The organism is Streptomyces asoensis (assembly GCF_016860545.1).
GTDB classification, from domain to species: Bacteria; Actinomycetota; Actinomycetes; order Streptomycetales; family Streptomycetaceae; genus Streptomyces; species Streptomyces asoensis.
On record NZ_BNEB01000002.1, the window covers coordinates 524,628 to 542,041 of the forward strand.

18 protein-coding genes are annotated in these 17,414 nt (G+C 72.4%); 13 read left to right on the top strand and 5 right to left on the bottom strand.

The genetic code is table 11. The features are described 5' to 3' along the window. Positions 1-88: 88 nt before the first annotated feature. From infC to Saso_RS05505, 9 genes are all read left to right on the top strand, one after another. Positions 89-793, top strand: a complete 705-nt coding sequence (gene infC, locus Saso_RS05465) for a translation initiation factor IF-3 (RefSeq protein ID WP_189926475.1) — start codon at positions 89-91, stop codon at positions 791-793. Positions 794-900: 107 nt separating this feature from the next. Next, on the top strand, positions 901-1,095 hold the full coding sequence (rpmI, locus tag Saso_RS05470; RefSeq protein ID WP_003977225.1) for a 50S ribosomal protein L35: 195 nt from the start codon (positions 901-903) through the stop codon (positions 1,093-1,095). 101 nt (positions 1,096-1,196) lie between these two features. Beyond that, complete coding sequence (rplT, locus tag Saso_RS05475; protein ID WP_020132316.1) at positions 1,197-1,580, top strand: 50S ribosomal protein L20; 384 nt, start codon at positions 1,197-1,199, stop codon at positions 1,578-1,580. 167 nt (positions 1,581-1,747) lie between these two features. After that, positions 1,748-2,608, top strand: coding sequence for a TrmH family RNA methyltransferase (locus Saso_RS05480; protein WP_189926347.1), 861 nt, complete (start codon positions 1,748-1,750; stop codon positions 2,606-2,608). A gap of 53 nt (positions 2,609-2,661) precedes the next feature. After that, on the top strand, positions 2,662-3,801 hold the full coding sequence (locus Saso_RS05485) for a sensor histidine kinase (protein ID WP_189926345.1): 1,140 nt from the start codon (positions 2,662-2,664) through the stop codon (positions 3,799-3,801). 178 nt (positions 3,802-3,979) lie between these two features. Continuing rightward, positions 3,980-5,101 (top strand): phenylalanine--tRNA ligase subunit alpha, encoded by a 1,122-nt coding sequence (pheS, locus tag Saso_RS05490; RefSeq protein ID WP_189926343.1) that lies wholly within the window; start codon positions 3,980-3,982, stop codon positions 5,099-5,101. After that, positions 5,101-7,623 (top strand): phenylalanine--tRNA ligase subunit beta, encoded by a 2,523-nt coding sequence (pheT, locus tag Saso_RS05495; RefSeq protein WP_189926341.1) that lies wholly within the window; start codon positions 5,101-5,103, stop codon positions 7,621-7,623. The genes pheS and pheT overlap by 1 nt, the downstream gene beginning before the upstream one ends. A 621-nt stretch (positions 7,624-8,244) precedes the next feature. Continuing rightward, positions 8,245-9,585 carry a transcriptional regulator gene (locus tag Saso_RS05500; protein ID WP_189926340.1) on the top strand — a complete coding sequence of 447 codons (1,341 nt, stop codon included), beginning with the start codon at positions 8,245-8,247 and terminating at the stop codon, positions 9,583-9,585. Positions 9,586-9,693: 108 nt separating this feature from the next. After that, positions 9,694-10,224, top strand: a complete 531-nt coding sequence (locus Saso_RS05505) for an NUDIX hydrolase (RefSeq protein WP_189926338.1) — start codon at positions 9,694-9,696, stop codon at positions 10,222-10,224. A 21-nt stretch (positions 10,225-10,245) separates the two neighbouring features. Here the strand turns inward: Saso_RS05505 and Saso_RS05510 are convergent, their stop codons facing one another. Beyond that, complete coding sequence (locus tag Saso_RS05510) at positions 10,246-10,503, bottom strand: hypothetical protein (RefSeq protein WP_189926336.1); 258 nt, start codon at positions 10,501-10,503, stop codon at positions 10,246-10,248. 185 nt (positions 10,504-10,688) lie between these two features. Further along, positions 10,689-11,561 (bottom strand): 3-hydroxybutyryl-CoA dehydrogenase, encoded by an 873-nt coding sequence (locus tag Saso_RS05515; RefSeq protein ID WP_189926334.1) that lies wholly within the window; start codon positions 11,559-11,561, stop codon positions 10,689-10,691. A gap of 181 nt (positions 11,562-11,742) precedes the next feature. Between Saso_RS05515 and Saso_RS05520 the strand changes: the two genes are divergently transcribed. Continuing rightward, on the top strand, positions 11,743-12,963 hold the full coding sequence (locus Saso_RS05520) for a glycoside hydrolase family 10 protein (RefSeq protein WP_189926332.1): 1,221 nt from the start codon (positions 11,743-11,745) through the stop codon (positions 12,961-12,963). A 33-nt stretch (positions 12,964-12,996) separates the two neighbouring features. Here the strand turns inward: Saso_RS05520 and Saso_RS05525 are convergent, their stop codons facing one another. Next, positions 12,997-13,197: a DUF1918 domain-containing protein gene (locus tag Saso_RS05525; RefSeq protein WP_189926330.1), complete on the bottom strand. Its 201-nt coding sequence runs from the start codon at positions 13,195-13,197 to the stop codon at positions 12,997-12,999. Positions 13,198-13,240: 43 nt separating this feature from the next. Next, a complete protein-coding gene (locus Saso_RS05530; RefSeq protein ID WP_189926328.1) occupies positions 13,241-14,239 on the bottom strand; it encodes a DMT family transporter in 999 nt (332 codons plus the stop codon). On the opposite strand from Saso_RS05530, the gene Saso_RS05535 reads away from it, so the two are divergent. The 3 genes from Saso_RS05535 to Saso_RS05545 all read left to right on the top strand — a co-directional run bounded on the left by Saso_RS05535 (position 14,238) and on the right by Saso_RS05545 (position 16,914). Further along, complete coding sequence (locus Saso_RS05535; protein WP_189926326.1) at positions 14,238-15,692, top strand: aminotransferase-like domain-containing protein; 1,455 nt, start codon at positions 14,238-14,240, stop codon at positions 15,690-15,692. The two genes, Saso_RS05530 and Saso_RS05535, sit on opposite strands and share 2 nt — an antisense overlap. Positions 15,693-15,719: 27 nt before the next feature. Next, a complete protein-coding gene (locus tag Saso_RS05540) occupies positions 15,720-16,181 on the top strand; it encodes a GNAT family N-acetyltransferase (protein ID WP_189926325.1) in 462 nt (153 codons plus the stop codon). A 139-nt stretch (positions 16,182-16,320) separates the two neighbouring features. After that, positions 16,321-16,914, top strand: a complete 594-nt coding sequence (locus Saso_RS05545; RefSeq protein WP_189926323.1) for a histidine phosphatase family protein — start codon at positions 16,321-16,323, stop codon at positions 16,912-16,914. Here Saso_RS05545 and Saso_RS05550 read toward each other — a convergent pair. Further along, positions 16,896-17,357 (bottom strand): DUF6314 family protein, encoded by a 462-nt coding sequence (locus tag Saso_RS05550; protein WP_189926321.1) that lies wholly within the window; start codon positions 17,355-17,357, stop codon positions 16,896-16,898. The genes Saso_RS05545 and Saso_RS05550 overlap by 19 nt on opposite strands. Positions 17,358-17,414: the final 57 nt, after the last annotated feature.

Here is a 17,414-nt window from a genome sequence, read left to right on the forward strand (position 1 = left end):
ATGTGATCGTTCGGGGCATTTTTTGTGCTTCGGCGTGGTTGACGAGACTACCGAACACAGACGTTACGCGGCCGTCCGCCAGACCGCCGTGTGGTGCTACCAAGGAGGATCCATCAGCACCGAGCCCCGCATCAACGACCGGATTCGCGTTCCCGAAGTGCGACTTGTCGGTCCCAGTGGCGAGCAGGTCGGCATCGTGCCGCTTGCCAAGGCCCTGGAGCTTGCGCAGGAGTACGACCTCGACCTGGTCGAGGTGGCGGCGAGCGCACGCCCGCCGGTCTGCAAGCTCATGGACTACGGGAAGTTCAAGTACGAGTCGGCCATGAAGGCCCGTGAGGCGCGCAAGAACCAGGCGCACACGGTCATCAAGGAAATGAAGCTCCGGCCGAAGATCGACCCGCACGACTACGACACCAAAAAGGGTCACGTCGTCCGGTTCCTCAAGCAGGGCGACAAGGTCAAGATCACGATCATGTTCCGTGGTCGCGAGCAGTCCCGGCCGGAGCTCGGCTACCGACTGCTTCAGCGTCTCGCGTCGGACGTCGAGGACCTCGGCTTCATCGAGTCGAACCCGAAGCAGGACGGCCGGAACATGATCATGGTTCTCGGCCCGCACAAGAAGAAGACCGAGGCCATGGCCGAGGCGCGCCAGGCGCAGGAGGCCCGCAAGGCCGAGGCGAAGGCCAACCCGGGTCGTTCGCAGAACGCCGCGGACGCCGACGCCGTGAACGCCGAGGGTGACGTGGCCGCGGCCGACGCCGAGGCCCCTGCCGAGGCTTCCGCCGAGGCGTGATCCACGGGGTGCGAGTCCCGCGGACATAACCGATACAAGCGACGTTCCACCGTGCCCGGTTTCACGACCGGGCACCGGAACGCCACCGACGAGGAGAGAACGGCGCTATGCCGAAGAACAAGTCGCACAGCGGTGCCAGCAAGCGCTTCAAGATCACCGGCTCCGGCAAGGTGCTCCGTGAGCGCGCCGGCAAGCGCCACCTGCTCGAGCACAAGTCGTCCCGCGTGACGCGCCGCCTCACCGGCAACGCCGAGATGGCCCCGGGCGACGCCGCGAAGATCAAGAAGCTTCTCGGCAAGTGACGTCGGGCGCGTGTGACACGCGCCTGATGTCGGACCGGGACCCCATCTATTTCCGGGTCGTGTGAGTACCCCCCACGGCCCCGCTACAAGGAGTCAAACAAGTGGCACGCGTCAAGCGGGCAGTCAACGCCCACAAGAAGCGCCGGGCGATCCTCGAGGCGGCCTCCGGCTACCGCGGTCAGCGTTCGCGCCTGTACCGCAAGGCCAAGGAGCAGGTCACCCACTCGCTGGTCTACAACTACAACGACCGCAAGAAGCGCAAGGGCGACTTCCGCCGGCTGTGGATCCAGCGCATCAACGCCGCTGCCCGCGCCAACGGCATCACCTACAACCGCTTCATCCAGGGTCTGAACGCCGCGAACATCGAGGTGGACCGCAAGATCCTCGCCGAGCTCGCCGTGAACGACGCCACCGCCTTCGCCGCGCTGGTCGAGGTCGCGCAGAAGGCCCTCCCGGCGGACGTGAACGCGCCCAAGGCCGCGTGACGCTGCGCCGGCCCAGGCCGACGTGACCGAAGGACCCGCAGGTTTCAGCCTGCGGGTCCTTTGTCGCTGACGCACCCCGAGGCCGTCGTTCGAGTGACGGCCGTCCGTGGCCGGTCGCGCAGTTCCCCGCGCCCCTGAAAAGCCCCTTACCGAAGGTGAACGAGTACATGTCCCCCGCCAGCCCCGAGCTGATCTCCTCCCGTTCCCCCCGTGTCGCGGCCGCCCGTCGGCTCGGGCGGCGGAACTTCCGGGGCAAGGAGCGGCTGTTCCTCGCGGAGGGGCCGCAGGCCGTGCGGGAGGCGGCCGCCCACCGGTCCGCCGGCGGGGCGACCCTCGTGGAGCTGTTCGCCACCACCGAGGCGGCAGAGCGGTACGCCGACATCATCGCCGGGGCCCGGGCCGCCGGCGCCCGGGTGCACCTCGCCGCCGAGCAGGTCATCGAGGACATCTCCACCACCGTCACCCCGCAGGGGCTCGTCGGGGTCTGCCGGTTCCTGGACACGCCCTTCGAGGAGATCCTCGCCGCCCGCCCGCGGCTCGTCGCCGTGCTGGCCCATGTGCGCGACCCCGGCAACGCCGGCACCGTCCTGCGGTGCGCGGACGCCGCCGGCGCCGACGCCGTCGTCCTGACCGACGCCTCCGTCGACGTCTACAACCCCAAGGCCGTGCGCGCCTCCGTCGGCTCCCTCTTCCACCTGCCCGTGGCGGTCGGCGTCCCCGTCGAGCACGCCGTGGCCGGGCTCAAGGACGCCGGGGTCCGGGTCCTCGCCGCCGACGGCGCCGGGGACGACGACCTCGACGACGAGCTGGACAACGGCACGATGGGCACCCCCACGGCATGGGTCTTCGGCAACGAGGCCTGGGGCCTGCCCGAGGAGACGCGCGGCCTCGCGGACGCCGTCGTACGCGTCCCGATCCACGGGAAGGCCGAAAGCCTGAACCTCGCGACCGCCGCCGCCGTATGTCTCTACGCATCGGCCCGTGCACAGCGCGCCTCCGGAGGGTGCCGCTCCGTCACCGAGAGCTAGTAGGGTGACCAGCTCGGGGGCCCCTCAGCCGTCTGAGAGGTGGGGTACGGGGAATGAGCGTCGGCACGAGCGGTACACGGGATGCGCAGGCCGCACCCGACGGCTCCGCGCCCCCGCCGGCCGGTGATTTCACCGGCCTCGGCATCGACCCCGACGATCTGCCCGACGGGCTCGTGGTCGCCGACGAGCAGGGGCTCGTCGTCTGCTTCAACGCCGCCGCCCGGCGCATCACCGCCGTCCGCGCGGAGGACGCCCTCGGCCGGCGGCTCGACAAGGCCCTGCCGCTGGAGGACCTCGAAGGCCGCCGCTGGTGGCAGCTCACCGATCCCTACGGCGGCCTCGCCATCCGGGTCGGCCAGCCCGAGCGCAACCTGCTGCTGCCCGGCGGGCGCGAGGTGCTCGTCTCCGTGCGGTACGTCCGCAGCGAACCCACCGGACCCGTCCGCCGGGTCGTCGTCTCGCTCCGCGACACCGAGGCCCGCCGCCGCACCGAACGCAGCCACGCCGAACTGATCGCCACGGTCGCCCACGAGCTGCGCTCCCCCCTCACCTCGGTCAAGGGCTTCACCGCCACCCTGCTCGCCAAGTGGTCGCGGTTCACCGACGACCAGAAGCGGCTGATGCTGGAGACGGTCGACGCCGACGCGGACCGCGTCACCCGCCTCATCGCCGAGCTGCTCGACATCTCGCGCATCGACTCCGGGCGGCTGGAGGTGCGCCGCCAGCCCGTCGACATGGGCGCGGCCGTGGGACGCCACATCCAGGCGTACGTGGCCGCCGGACAGCCCGCCGACCGCTTCCTGCTGCGCCTCGAACAGCCGCTGCCCGCGCTGTGGGCCGACCCCGACAAGGTCGACCAGGTCCTCAGCAACCTGCTGGAAAATGCGGTGCGCCACGGCGAGGGAACCGTCACCATTGACGTCACGCCCGCCCCCTCTCCCCGCGAGGGGGAGGAGACCGGCACGTCGGTCACCGTCAGCGACGAGGGCGCAGGCATCCCGGAGGAGTCCATGAACCGCGTCTTCACCCGCTTCTGGCGGGGCAGCAAGCGTGGTGGTACCGGCCTCGGGCTGTACATCGTCAAAGGCATCGTGGAAGCCCACGGCGGCGTCATCACGGTCGGCCGCGCCCCGGGCGGCGGCGCCGAGTTCCGATTTACGTTGCCCGTGAGCGTTCCCGCGTATCTCGTCTGAGATCCGCCCGGGCCGCCCGCGGGCGCATACGTCCACCTCCACCCCGTTAGACTCGGCCTCTGGCACCTTTGTGTCCCATGGACGGCCCTCTGACCTCTGAGCGAGTCGGTGACGGGGACCTTCAGCTCGGGGGCACCTCCCAGCGGTAGCTGGGGGACAATCGGAAGCACGGGAAGAGATGTCGGCACCGAATAAGTCGTACGACCCGGTAGAGGTCGAGGCCCTGAAACCGGAAGAGATCGAGCGCATGCGGGACGAGGCGCTCGCCGCCTTCGCCGCCGCGGACTCGCTCGACGCGCTCCAGGAGGCCAAGGTCGCCCACACCGGCGGCACCTCCCCGCTGGCCCTCGCCAACCGCGAGATCGGCGCCCTGCCCCCGCACGCCAAGGCGGCCGCCGGCAAGCTGGTCGGCCAGGCCCGGGGCGCCGTGAACAAGGCCTTCGCCACGCGCCAGGAGGAGCTCGAGGCCGAGCGCGACCAGCGCGTGCTGGTCGAGGAGGCGGTGGACGTCACGCTGCCGTACGACCGTGTACCGGCCGGCGCCCGCCACCCGCTCACCACGCTCTCGGAGCGCATCGAGGACGTCTTCGTGGCCATGGGCTACGAGGTCGCCGAGGGCCCGCAGGTCGAGGCCGAGTGGTTCAACTTCGACGCCCTCAACATCGGCCCGGACCACCCGGCCCGCGGCGAGGCCGACACGTTCTTCGTGCAGGGCCCGCAGGGCGGCACCGAGTCCGGTGTCGTGCTGCGCACCCACACCTCGCCCGTCCAGATCCGTTCGCTGCTCGGCCGTGAGCTGCCGGTGTACGTGATCTGCCCCGGCCGTGTGTACCGCACCGACGAGCTGGACGCCACGCACACCCCGGTCTTCCACCAGGTCGAGCTGCTCGCCGTGGACGAGGGCCTGACCATGGCCGACCTCAAGGGCACCCTGGACCACATGGTCCAGGCGCTGTTCGGCGAGGGCATGAAGACGCGGCTGCGGCCGAACTTCTTCCCCTTCACCGAGCCGTCCGCCGAGATGGACATGGTGTGCTACGTGTGCCGCGGCGAGTCCGTCGGCAACCCCGACCGTCCCTGCCGCACCTGCTCCAGCGAGGGCTGGATCGAGCTCGGCGGCTGCGGCATGGTCAACCCCAAGGTGCTGGCCGCCTGCGGCGTCGACCCGGAGAAGTACAGCGGGTTCGCCTTCGGGTTCGGCATCGAGCGGATGCTGATGTTCCGCCACAACGTCGAAGACATGCGAGACATGGTCGAGGGTGACGTCCGGTTCACCCGGCCGTTCGGGATGGAGATCTGATGCGGGTCCCGCTTTCCTGGCTGCGGGAGTACGTCGACCTGCCGGCCACCGAGACCGGTCGTGACGTGCAGGCCAAGCTGGTGTCGGCCGGCCTCGAGGTCGAGACCGTCGAGCAGCTCGGCGCCGGCCTCAAGGGCCCGCTGGTCGTGGGTCAGGTCCTGACCATCGAGGAGCTGGAGGGCTTCAAGAAGCCGATCCGGTTCTGCACCGTCGACGTCGGCACCGCCAACGGCACCGGTGAGCCCCAGGAGATCGTCTGCGGCGCCCGCAACTTCGCCGTCGGCGACAAGGTCGTCGTGGTCCTCCCGGGCGCCGTCCTGCCCGGTGACTTCGCGATCGCCGCGCGCAAGACGTACGGCAAGACCTCCCACGGCATGATCTGCTCCGGCGACGAGCTGGGCATGGGCGACGACGGCAGCCACGGCATCATCGTGCTGCCGCCGGAGACCGAGGTCGGCAAGGACGCCATCGAGCTCCTCGAACTGGTCGACGAGGTCCTCGACATCGCCGTCACCGCCAACCGCGGCGACTGCCTGTCCATCCGCGGTGTCGCCCGCGAGGCCGCCATCGCCTACGGCCTGGCGCTGCGCGACCCGGCGCTGATCGACGTACCGGCGCCGAACGCCTTCGGCTACCCGGTGCAGGTCTCCGAGCCGATGGGCTGCGACCGCTTCACCGCGCGCACCGTCAGCGGTCTCACGCCCGAGGCGCGCTCGCCGATCTGGCTGAAGCGCCGCCTCCAGAAGGTCGGCATGCGCCCGATCTCGCTCGCCGTCGACATCACCAACTACGTGATGATGGAGCTCGGCCAGCCGCTGCACGCCTATGACCGTTCGCTGGTGCAGGGCACCATCGGGGTGCGCCGTGCCGGTGAGGGCGAGCGGATCGTCACCCTCGACGGGGTGACGCGCGAGCTGCACGCCGAGGACCTGGTGATCACCGACGACCGCGGCCCCATCGGCCTCGCGGGTGTCATGGGCGGCGCCGACACCGAGATCGCCGACCACGACGCCGCCGAGAACGGGGGTGCCTCCACGACCGACGTCGTCATCGAGGCGGCCCACTTCGACGCCGTGTCGATCGCGCGCACGGCCCGCCGGCACAAGCTGTCCTCCGAGGCGTCCCGGCGCTTCGAGCGCGGTGTCGACCCGCAGGCCGCCGCGGCCGCCGCCCAGCGCACGGTCGACCTGCTGGTGCTGCTCGCGGGCGGTACGGCCGACGCGGGCGTCACGGAGATCATCGCCCCGTCCGCCCCGCACACGATCAGCGTCCCGGCGGACCACCCGGACAAGGTCGCGGGTGTCGTGTACGGCCGCGAGACCGTCGTCCGCCGGCTCCAGGAGATCGGCTGCGACGTCTACGGGCAGGACGAGCTGATCGTCACCGTCCCGTCGTGGCGGCCCGACCTCGCCGAGGCCAACGACCTGGCGGAGGAGGTCATCCGGCTGGAGGGCTACGAGAACCTGCCCTCCACGCTGCCCAAGCCGCCTTCCGGCCGCGGGCTCACCCACCGTCAGCGGCTGCACCGCAGGGTCGGCCGCGTCCTCGCCGGGGCCGGCTACGTCGAGGCGCCGAACTACCCGTTCATCGGCGAGCAGGTCTTCGACCAGCTCGGTCTGGACGCGGACGACCCGGCCCGCCGTGTCGTGAAGCTCACCAACCCGCTCAACGACGAGGAGCCCGCGCTCCGTACGTCGCTGCTGCCGGGGCTGCTGGCCGCCCTGCGGCGCAACGACGGCCGCGGGTCGCACGACCTGGCGCTCTTCGAGACCGGGCTGGTGTTCCTGCCGCACGAGGAGCAGCGCGTCGCAGGGCACCTGCCCGTCGACCGCCGCCCCACCGACGAGGAACTCGCTTCGCTGGACGCCGTGCTCCCCGCGCAGCCGCGCCATGTCGCCGTCGTCCTCGCGGGCGCCCGCGAGCAGGCTGGCTGGTGGGGCAAGGGCCGTCCGGCCGACTGGGCCGACGCGGTCGAGGCGGCGCGGTCCGTCGCCCGGGAGGCCGGTGCCGAACTGACCGTCCGCGGCGGGCAGTACGGTCCGTGGCACCCGGGCCGGTGCGCCGAGCTGGTGGTCGTCGTCGACGGCGCCGAGCGCGTCGTCGGCCACGCCGGTGAGCTGCACCCGCGGGTGCTGAAGGCGCTCGGGCTGCCTTCGCGCACCTCCGCGATGGAGCTGGACCTGGATGTCCTGGAGCAGGTCGGCGACGACACGCCCCAGGCGCCGGGCATCTCGGCGTTCCCGGTCGCCACGCAGGACGTCGCGCTCGTCGTCGACGCGTTCGTGCCGCACGCCGAGGTCGAGGCCGCGCTGCGCGAGGGTGCCGGTGAACTGCTGGAGGGCATCCGGCTGTTCGACGTGTACGAGAACGCCGAGCAGCTCGGTGACGGGCGCAAGTCGCTCGCGTACGCGCTGCGCTTCCGGGCGGGCGACCGGACGCTGACGGTCGACGAGGCGTCGGCGGCGCGGGACGCGGCGGTCGCCCTGGCGGGCGAGCGTACGGGAGCGGTGCTGCGCGGCTGATGCAGGGCGCGGCCCCACGCACCTTCGCGTGCGGGCCGCGCACTTCCCTGCGGGGCACTTGAGGGGGATGCGCCAGGCCGGCCACGTCCCGCCGCACCCGTTCGCGCAGTTCCCCGCGCCCCTGAGGGGGTGGGTCCGGCCGTCCGCGTTTTGCCTGCGGGTCCGCTGTGGCTGTTCGCGCAGTTCCCCGCGCCCCTGAGGGGTCACCCTGCCCCCGTCGAGAGCGCCCCTCAGGGGCGCGAGGAACTGCGCGATCAACCCCCGCGTACGCGCGCATGAAGTCCGGGCGGCAGGCCCACCCTCCCCAGGGGCGCGGGGAACTGCGCGTACTTGAAGTCGGGGCGGCAGGCCCACCCCGTCAGGGGCGCGGGGAACTGCGCGAAAGGCAGGGGGGATACCCACCCGCACAGGGCACCCGCCGAACCCGCGGAGCGAAACGCCGGGCCGTCGTTCTTGAGGGGGAGCCGACGGCCCGGCGGACCTCTCGCGAGGCATTCCAGTCAAGCCCCCGCGAACACTGCGCGACAGCGCGCGCACGCTACGGATGCGCGTACTCCGTTCACACCCCGTGTGAAGACGCACCCACTACGCTGACCGGGACCGAGGTACCGGGGGGCACCCATGCAGCCCAACACTCTGCTCGACGCGATCCTGGACGAGGCGGGCGTGTCGCATGCCGGCCTCGCCGCCCACGTCAACCAGGCAGGCCGGGCCCGCGGACTCGCGCTGCGCTACGAGCACACGGCGGTGGCCAGATGGCTCAAGGGCCAGCGCCCCCGGGGCCAGGTGCCCGACCTGATCTGCGAGGTGCTCGCCGCGCGACTGCACCGGCCGGTCACCCTCGACGACATCGGTCTCGGCGTACCGGGCGAGCCGTCCGCCCCGCACGGCACCTCGCTCTCCGGCTTCGTCGAGCGGGCAACCGCCTTGTGGCGTTCCGACGAGCAGCAGCGCCCGCACCTCCTCGGAGCCCCCGCCGTCACCGGCACGCCGGCCGTGATGCCGGTGTGGGAGTGGGAGAACCCGCCCGAGGACGTGGACGTCTCCCGCGGCGGCCGGCACCGCGTCACCCCGTCCGACATAGAGATGCTGCGGGCCGCCCGCGCCCACTACGAGCAGCTGTACCGCAAGGCCGGCGGCATCGCGACCCGCAGCCGTATCGTCGGCTTCCTCAACGCGGAGGCGGCGCCGCTGCTGCGCGGCAGCTACACCGACGAGACGGGACGTCAACTGCACCGCGCCACAGGCGGGTTGGTCGCGGTCGCCGGAATCTGCGCGTACGACTCGGACGCGCACGGCCTGGCGCAGCGCTACTTCCACCAGGCGCTCAGGCTGGCGAAGGCCAGCGGCGACCGGGGACTTGGCGCCTACGTCATCGCGCTGCTCGTCAACCAGTCGCTGTTCATGCGGGAGTACCGGCAGGCCGTCGCCTTCGCGGAGGCCGCGCTCCGGGCGGCGGGCCGGCACATCACCCCCGCGCTCTCCTCGGATCTGTACGCGATGCAGGCCAAGGCGTACGCCCACCTCGGTGACGGTACGAGCGCCCTGTCGTGCATCCGGCGTGCCGAGACCGCCGCCGACCGCATCCGGCCCGGACGGGAGCCCGACGAGACCGGCTATGTCCAGCCGGGCCTGGTCAACGTCCAGGTGGCGGAGGCGCTGCTCAGTCTCGGCGACCTGACCGCCGCCGCCGAGCACGCCGCCGCCGCCGTCGGCACCCCGGCGCACGACCGGGGCCGCGTCCACCGGCTCGCCATGCTGAGCACGATCGAACTGCGCCAGGGCAACACCGACAAGGCGGTGGTCACCGCGGTGCAGATGGCCGAACAGGCCCGGGGCATGGAGTCGCAGCGCCTGCGCGACAGACTCCGGGCCGTGCGCGAGCACCTGGTGCGCAGCGACTGCGCGGGCACGGCCGAGGCCGCCGAACTCATCGACGGGGCCCTGCGCGTACCGCTGTAGCCGGTCCGGCCGGCTGTCCGGCCACCGCACCGAGAACCGGCCGCCGGGCCGACGCTGCATAGTTCCTGCTGCGATATTGCCACTCACTCGACGGAAGGTGGCAGAACCGTGCAGTGGACGAAACAGAACGAACAAACTGTGTATGAAAACCGCTGGTTCAGCGTCAATCTGGCAGATGTGGAGCTGCCCGACGGCCGGCACCTGGACCACTTCCTCATACGGCTGCGGCCGGTGGCGGTGGCGACGGTCGTCAACCAGGCCGACGAGGTCCTGCTGCTGTGGCGGCACCGCTTCATCACCGACAGCTGGGGGTGGGAGCTCGCGGCGGGCGTCGTCGAGGACGGCGAGGACATCGCCCGCGCGGCCGCCAGGGAACTCGAGGAGGAGACCGGCTGGCGGCCGGGGCCGCTGCGCCACCTGATGAGCGTGGAGCCGTCCAACGGGCTCACCGACGCCGTCCACCACATCTACTGGTCGGACGACGGCGAGTACGTGGGACACCCGGTGGACGACTTCGAATCGGACCGCCGGGAGTGGGTCCACCTCGGGCTCGTCCCCGGCATGGTGGCGAGGGGGGAGGTCCCGGCCGCCAACATGGCGGCCGCCCTGATGCTGCTGCACCACCTCAGGCTCGCCTGAACGACGGCCGCCGCACGGCCGCTAGTGGGCCAGCGCCTGCCAGACCGTGGCGACCAGTGCCCCCAGGGCGGTCAGGGCCGCGACCGAGGGCAACGGCCAGCGCGTGTGTTCGAGCGAGATCATGCGGGTGTTCAGCTCGTCGAGTTCCTTGGCGGTCTCCTCGGTGCGGTGCGTCAGCAGGGCGAGTCCGCCCTCGACGCGGGCGTACGCCACGTCGAGCCGACGCCGTAACTCCGCGAGTTCACCATGGACGACGGGATGCTCGGGATCGGCACTCACGGGTCCGCTCCTTTCCGTAGTCGTCTCACATCCCTTGCATGCACATGATGAGTGAACCCGCCCGCCCGGTCCGCAGGGAGAGTGTGCGTGCGGCATATGCGGGCCCGGGGCGCACACGGCGTGTGAACGCCGCGGGCCCGGCGCTCCGAGGAGTGCCGGGCCCGCGGGTGGACAGGCGCGTGCGATCAGTACGCGTAGAAGCCCGAGCCGGTCTTGCGGCCCAGCCGGCCCGCGTCCACCATGCGCTGGAGCAGCGGGGGAGCGGCGTAGAGGGGCTCCTTGTACTCGTCGTACATGCTCTGCGCCACCGAAGCGACGGTGTCCAGGCCGATCAGGTCGGACAGCTTCAGCGGACCCATCGGGTGGGCGCAGCCCATCTCCATGCCGTTGTCGATGTCCTCGCGGCTGGCGATGCCCGTCTCGAACATCCGGATCGCGGAGAGCAGGTAGGGGATCAGCAGGGCGTTGACGACGAAGCCGGACCGGTCCTGGGCGCGGATCGCGTGCTTGCCCAGCACCTTCTCGGCGAAGAGCTGCGCCCGGCTGAGCGTGCCCTCGGAGGTGGTCAGCGCCGGGATCAGCTCGACGAGCTGCTGCACCGGGGCCGGGTTGAAGAAGTGGATGCCGACCACGTGGTCGGGCCGCGAGGTGGCGACCGCCAGCTTCACCAGCGGGATGGAGGAGGTGTTGGAGGCGAGGATGGCGTCCGGGCGGGTCACGACCTGGTCGAGGACCTGGAAGATCTCGGTCTTGACCTGCTCGTTCTCGACCACCGCCTCGATCACCAGATCGCGGTCGGCGAACTCGCCGAGGTCGGTGGTGAAGCTGAGGCGCGCGAGCGCCGCGTCGCGCTCCTCCTCGGAGATCTTGCCCCGCTCGGCGGCCTTGGCCAGGGAGTTCAACAGCCGGGTACGGCCGATCTCCAGAGCCTCGCCGGTGGTCTCGGCGACCTGGACGTCCAGGCCGGCGCGGGCGCAGACCTCGGCGATGCCCGCTCCCATCTGGCCGCAGCCCACCACTCCGACCCGTGAGAGATCTCCCGCTGGGGTGCCCGTCACATCGTCCCTTTCGCCGCGCTGACTCTGATGGCAGGTGCAGGGGCGCCGGGTTCCGGCCGCCCTGCTCCGATCGTGCACGTTACTAGCAAGTATCGATGATCGATCGCCGGGGTGGAGGCATGCTGGAGCCCGAAACGATCCGTGACCGAGCGGATCCGCAGAGTGTGTGGGGATGTGTGCGATGGGGCGACTGACCCGGCGGGCGTTCGCGCTGGCGGCGCTGACGGCGTTCACCACGACGGGCGCGGCGGCCGCTCCCGCGGGGGGCCGGCGGGCGGCAACCGAGATGCGGGGGATGTGGCTGGCCACGGTCGGCAACCGCGACTGGCCGTCACGGTCCGGTCTGAGCGCCGCCGCGCAGCGCGCCGAGCTGATCGACATGCTGGACCTGGCGGTGAGCCGGCGGCTCAACACGGTGGTCTTCCAGGTGCGGCCCACCGCCGACGCGCTGTGGCCCTCGCCGTACGAGCCGTGGTCGCAGGTCCTCACCGGCACGCAGGGCAGGTCGCCGGGGTGGGACCCGCTGGGCACGGCGGTCACCGAGGCCCACGCGCGGGGCCTGCAACTGCACGCCTGGTTCAACCCGTACCGGATCGCCACCCATGACGACCCCACGAAGCTCGTCGCCTCGCATCCGGCGCGCAGGAACCCGCAGTGGGTCGTCCCGTTCGGCGGCAGGCTCTACTACAACCCGGGTCTGCCCGAGGTCCGCGCCTTCGTGCAGGACGCGATCATGGACGCGGTGAAGAAGTACCCGCTGGACGCCGTGCACTTCGACGACTACTTCTACCCGTACCCGGTGGCCGGCCAGACCTTCGACGACGAGGCCGCCTACGACACCTACGGCGGTGCCTTCTCCAGCCGGGCGGCCTGGCGGCGCGACAACATCGACAAGCTGGTGCTGGAGACGGCCGCCCGTATCAAGGCGGTACGGCCCACCACCCAGTTCGGGATCAGTCCGTTCGGAGTGTGGCGCAACGCCTCCACCGACTCGCGCGGCTCGGACACCCGCGCGCTCCAGTCGTACGACGACATCCACGCGGACACCCGTAAGTGGGTCCGCGAGGGCTGGCTCGACTACGTCGTCCCGCAGCTCTACTGGAACATCGGGCTGTCGGCCGCCGACTACGCCGAACTCGTGCCCTGGTGGGCCGAGGTGGCCAAGGGCAGCCGTACCCGCCTCTACATCGGCGAGGCCCTCTACCGGGCGGGCGACCCCACGCAGCCTGCGGCCTGGCAGGACCCGGCCGAACTCACCGCCCATCTGGAGCTGGCCGCGGCTCACCCCCAGGTGCGCGGGCATGTCTTCTTCGCCGCGAAGGACGTGCGCAAGGACCCGATCGGCGCGATGGCCCGGGTGGTCGCCGAGCACTACCGCGAGCCGGCCCAGGCCCCGCGCTGATCGCGTGGTCGGTCCGCTCGATCCACCGCCGTCCTAGCGTTGTTCCTCGGCCATGCGGTGCCGGATCTCCGTGTCCGGGCCGGGCGAGCAGAGGCCCTCGTGCCCGTCCGTGAAGCGGACGCGGTACGGGGGACTGCCTCCCTGGCCGAGTACTTCGACGATCTCGCCGACCTTGTCGTGTTGCCCGACCACCCTGCCGTGCTGGACAAGCTGGTCGCCCGTGGTTGCGCGCATCTGCGAGGCCTCCTCACCGGGTGCCGGAGCGGCGGTGCCGGCGCTAGCCGCGGGCCCGCTGGGTGACGGCGATGCAGACGAGCACGGCAGCAGCCGTCAGCGGGGCTGCGGGCGTGAGGCGCTCGCCCAGCAGCAGCACCGACCACACCAGTGTGAGCAGGGGCTGCGCCAACTGCAACTGGCTGGCCTTGGGAATGCCGATGGCGGCCATGCCCCGGTACCAGACGACCAGGCCGAGGAACTGCGAGCCCGCCGCCACCCACAGCAGCCCGGCGACGCTGTGCGCGGTCAGCCGGACGGGCTCGTGGGCCAGGGCGAGTGCGGCGGCGGGCACGGTGAGCGGCAGGCAGAACACCAGGGCCCAGCCGATGACCTGCCAGCCCGGCATGACCCGGGCCAGCCGACCGCCCTCGGTGTAGCCGGCGGCGCACACCAGCAGCGCCCCGAAGAGGTACAGGTCGGCGCTGGTCAGGGCGCCGCCGCTCTGCTGCACGGTGAACGCCACCACCGCGGCGGCGCCCGCGAGGGCCGCCGCCCAGAAGGTGCGGGAGGGGCGGGTTCCCATGCGCAGGGCGGACAGCAGCGCGGTCGTCAGCGGCAGCAGACCCACCACGACGGCGGCGTGCGCGGTGGTGGACGTCCGCAGCGCGAGCGTGGTGAGCAGGGGGAAGCCGACGACGACACCGGCGGCCACGACGGCGAGCCCCGCCCAGTGCCGGCGGGCGGGCGGCGCGACACGCAGGACGAGCAGACAACCGCCGGCGATCAGGGCGGCCAGGACGCTGCGCACCGAGACCAGCGCCCAGGGGCCGAACCCCTCGAGGCCCCACGCCGTCGCGGGGAAGGTGAGGGAGAAGGCGACGACGCCGAGAGCCGCCAGGAGGGTGCCGAGGCCGCCCGCCCGCGAGCCGCCGCGCGCAGCGGCGTCGTCGGCGGCTTCGGCGGTCGCGCCGGAGGCGGGCCCGGAGGCGGACCCGGAGGCGGACTCCGGGGTGCTGACCGCTATCGCGGATCCGGCGATAGCGCTACTCTGTGTCTTCATGCAAGAGCGTAGCAGTGTGGGTGAGCTGGCGGATCAGCTGCGGGTGGAGTTCGACCGCTACTCCCCGGGTGGAAAGCTGCCGTCGAGCCGGGCACTGGTGGAACGGTTCCGGGTGAGTCCCGTGACCGTCTCGAGGGCGCTGGCGCGGCTCGCCGCCGAGGGGCTGGTGGTCACCCGGCCCGGCGCGGGCGCCTTCCGGGCCCGGCCGTCGTCGGCGCGGCCCGCGCGGGCCGCGGACACCTCCTGGCAGGAGGTCGCCCTGAGCGCGGACGGCGCGGCCGACCTCGTGCCGCGCTCGGTCGAGGCGGCGGGCGTCACGGTCTCGCTGGCGGCCCCGCCGCCCGGCGTGGTCGAGTTCAACGGCGGTTATCTGCACCCCTCGTTGCAGCCGGAGCGGGCGATGGCGGCGGCCCTGGCCCGGGCCGGGCGGCGGCCCGGCGCGTGGGGCCGGCCGCCCATGGAGGGGCTGCCGGAGCTGCGCGAGTGGTTCGCGCGCGCCATCGGCGGCTCCGTCACCGCGGCCGAGGTGCTGGTCAGCGGGGGCGGTCAGGCGTCGCTCACCACCGCCCTGCGCGCCCTGGCCCCGCCCGGAGCGCCCGTCCTCGTCGAGTCGCCCACCTATCCGGGCATGCTCGCGATCGCCCGGGCGGCGGGCCTGCGGCCGGTGCCGGTCCCGGTCGACCCGGACGGGGTCCGGCCGGATCTGCTCGCCGACGCGTTCCGGGCGACGGGTGCCCGGGTCTTCGTCTGCCAGCCGCTGTTCCAGAACCCGACCGGGGCCGTCCTCGCCGCCGACCGGCGCGGGCAGGTCCTGCGGACCGCGCGCGAGGCGGGCGCCTTCGTCGTCGAGGACGACTTCGTGCGGCGGCTCGCGCACGAGGACGCCGGTCGGCTGCCGCGCCCGCTCGTCGCCGACGACCCCGACGGCGTCGTCGTCCACGTCGGCTCGCTGACCAAGGCGACCTCGCCCAGCTTCCGCGTCAGCGCGCTGGCCGCCCGTGGTCCGGTGCTGGAACGCCTGCGTGCCATCCAGGTCGTCGACTCGTTCTTCGTCCCCCGCCCGCTCCAGGAGGCGGCCCTCGAACTGGTCGGCTCACCGGCCTGGCCGCGCCATCTACGGGCCGTCGCGGCCGAGTTGAGGACCCGCCGGGACGCGATGACCTCCGCGTTGCGACTGCGGCTGCCCGAACTGGCCCTGCCGCACGTCCCGTCCGGCGGCTACCACCTGTGGTTGCGGCTGCCCGACGGCGCCGACGAGGGCGCGTTCGCGGCGGCCGCTCTGCGCGCGGGCGTGGCCCTCACCCCGGGCCGGCCCTACTTCAGCGCCGAACCCCCGGCCGCCCACGTACGGGTGAGCTTCGCGGCCGTCGGCGGGACGGAGGAGATCGCTGAGGGGGTGCGCCGGCTGAGGACCGCGTGCGACGAGGTGTTCCCCGCAAACCGTTCGACATGACGACCGACGTCTTGTGAGGATCCGGCCATGAACGCCGTCAACGCCACTCCGCCCCTCGCCGCGGGCTACGAGATATCCGCCGACACCGCCCGGATCGACGTCGACCGGGTCCACCACTGGCTCTCCACGGACGCGTACTGGGCGGCCGGGCGCGAGCGGGAGAAGCAGGAACGGGCGATCGCCGGTTCGCTGAACTTCGGCGTCTACGACACGGCCACGGGGGAGCAGGTCGCCTACGCGCGGGTCGTGACCGACCTCGCGGACTTCGCCTGGCTGTGCGACGTGTACGTGGACCGGTCCGTGCGCGGCAAGGGCGTCGGGACCGCCCTCGTCGCCGCCGTCCGTGACCACCTGCGGCCCTACCGGCTGCGGCGCATCCTGCTCGCCACGCACGACGCGCACGGCGTCTACGCGCAGGTCGGCTTCGAGGCGCTGGAGAAGCCGGAGCAGTGGATGGCGCTGATCTTCGCGAAGGCCGCGCCGGCGTGAGCCGTGGGCGGGGGAGCCGGGACCGAGGCGCGGGTTATCTGGGGACTTGTCCGGCAGATCCTGACCCGTCGGTCAGTTTTCTTCCGGCCGTGACCCGGCACCCCTTGACCCGCCCAGGAGGGCGGCTCACCATCACCGCATGCCACTAAGGGTCACGTTCGTCGCCGCCGCTCGCAGCTCGGGGCTGCTCGCGGAACGCTTCGAGGACGACCGGCCGCTGGACCAGGACGGCTGGGGCGAGGTGTTGCAGGTGGCGGACGCCCTGCTGCCCCTCGCCGCCGCGGAACTGCGCTACTGCTCGCCCACCCCGCGCAGCCGCGCCACCGGGGACGCGCTCGGTTACGCCCCGCTGGTCCAGCTCGCGCTGCGGGACTGCGACATGGGCCGCTGGCGCGGTCTCACCCTGGGCGAGGCGATGGCCCGCGAACCGGAGGCCGTGGACGCCTGGCTCTCCGATCCGCTCGCCACCCCGCACGGCGGGGAGTCGCTGTTCGCGTTCATCACCCGGGTCGCGGGCTGGCTCGACACCCGCCCGGTGGGCGACGGCGGCCGCATCGTCGCCGTCGCCGAGCCGAGCGTGATCCGCGCGGCGCTGGTGTACGCCCTGAAGGCGCCGCCCGCGACGTACTGGAACATCGACGTGCGTCCGCTGTCGACGACCACCGTCACGGGCCGGGCCGGCCGCTGGAACCTCCGCCTCGAAGGCGCCACCGCTCAGCGCAGCCGCGCGTAGTCGGTGGTGAGCAGCAGGTCCTTGGCGGGGCCCGCCACCTGCCAGACCGTCCGCCAGTGGTCCGGGTCCCGGACGGTGAACTCGCCCCGGTAGAGGTCCGCGGAGCAGGGATGCCCGACGACGTGCCGCCCGGTCGTCAGGTCCAGGTCGTGGAAGGGGCGGCCGTCGGCGAACCGTACGTCCGCCGTGCCGGGCGTGGGCCCCGGCAGGAAGCGCAGGGTGCGCTCGGCGGGCCGGGGAACCCCGAGCCAGACGAACGTGCCGGCCTCCTCGTGCAGCAGCCCGCCCGCGTCCGGCAGCCCGCCCGCGTCCAGCGGGCCGAACACCGTGGTGCCGTCGAAGCGGCCCTCGCCGCCGCCCGCCCGGTCCTGGACCGACCGTGTCACCCGCCAGCTCCCCAGGAGGTAGGCCAGGGCGTCCGGCACCGGCCGGAACTCTTCCATGCGTCCTCGCTTCCGACACTTTCGCTGCGGTCCGCCCCATTGACGCGTCCCTGCCCC

What these genes read in the sequence shown, in the direction of transcription:
- pheS (WP_189926343.1), top strand. Translation starts at nt 3,980, where the DNA reads ATGTCGGCACCGAATAAGTCGTACGACCCGGTAGAGGTCGAGGCCCTG.
- rpmI (WP_003977225.1), top strand. Translation starts at nt 901, where the DNA reads ATGCCGAAGAACAAGTCGCACAGCGGTGCCAGCAAGCGCTTCAAGATC.
- Saso_RS05525 (WP_189926330.1), bottom strand. Translation starts at nt 13,197, where the DNA reads ATGCGCGCAACCACGGGCGACCAGCTTGTCCAGCACGGCAGGGTGGTC.
- Saso_RS05530 (WP_189926328.1), bottom strand. Translation starts at nt 14,239, where the DNA reads ATGAAGACACAGAGTAGCGCTATCGCCGGATCCGCGATAGCGGTCAGC.
- Saso_RS05520 (WP_189926332.1), top strand. Translation starts at nt 11,743, where the DNA reads ATGGGGCGACTGACCCGGCGGGCGTTCGCGCTGGCGGCGCTGACGGCG.
- pheT (WP_189926341.1), top strand. Translation starts at nt 5,101, where the DNA reads ATGCGGGTCCCGCTTTCCTGGCTGCGGGAGTACGTCGACCTGCCGGCC.
- Saso_RS05500 (WP_189926340.1), top strand. Translation starts at nt 8,245, where the DNA reads ATGCAGCCCAACACTCTGCTCGACGCGATCCTGGACGAGGCGGGCGTG.
- Saso_RS05480 (WP_189926347.1), top strand. Translation starts at nt 1,748, where the DNA reads ATGTCCCCCGCCAGCCCCGAGCTGATCTCCTCCCGTTCCCCCCGTGTC.
- Saso_RS05485 (WP_189926345.1), top strand. Translation starts at nt 2,662, where the DNA reads ATGAGCGTCGGCACGAGCGGTACACGGGATGCGCAGGCCGCACCCGAC.
- Saso_RS05540 (WP_189926325.1), top strand. Translation starts at nt 15,720, where the DNA reads ATGAACGCCGTCAACGCCACTCCGCCCCTCGCCGCGGGCTACGAGATA.
- Saso_RS05545 (WP_189926323.1), top strand. Translation starts at nt 16,321, where the DNA reads ATGCCACTAAGGGTCACGTTCGTCGCCGCCGCTCGCAGCTCGGGGCTG.
- Saso_RS05535 (WP_189926326.1), top strand. Translation starts at nt 14,238, where the DNA reads ATGCAAGAGCGTAGCAGTGTGGGTGAGCTGGCGGATCAGCTGCGGGTG.
- Saso_RS05550 (WP_189926321.1), bottom strand. Translation starts at nt 17,357, where the DNA reads ATGGAAGAGTTCCGGCCGGTGCCGGACGCCCTGGCCTACCTCCTGGGG.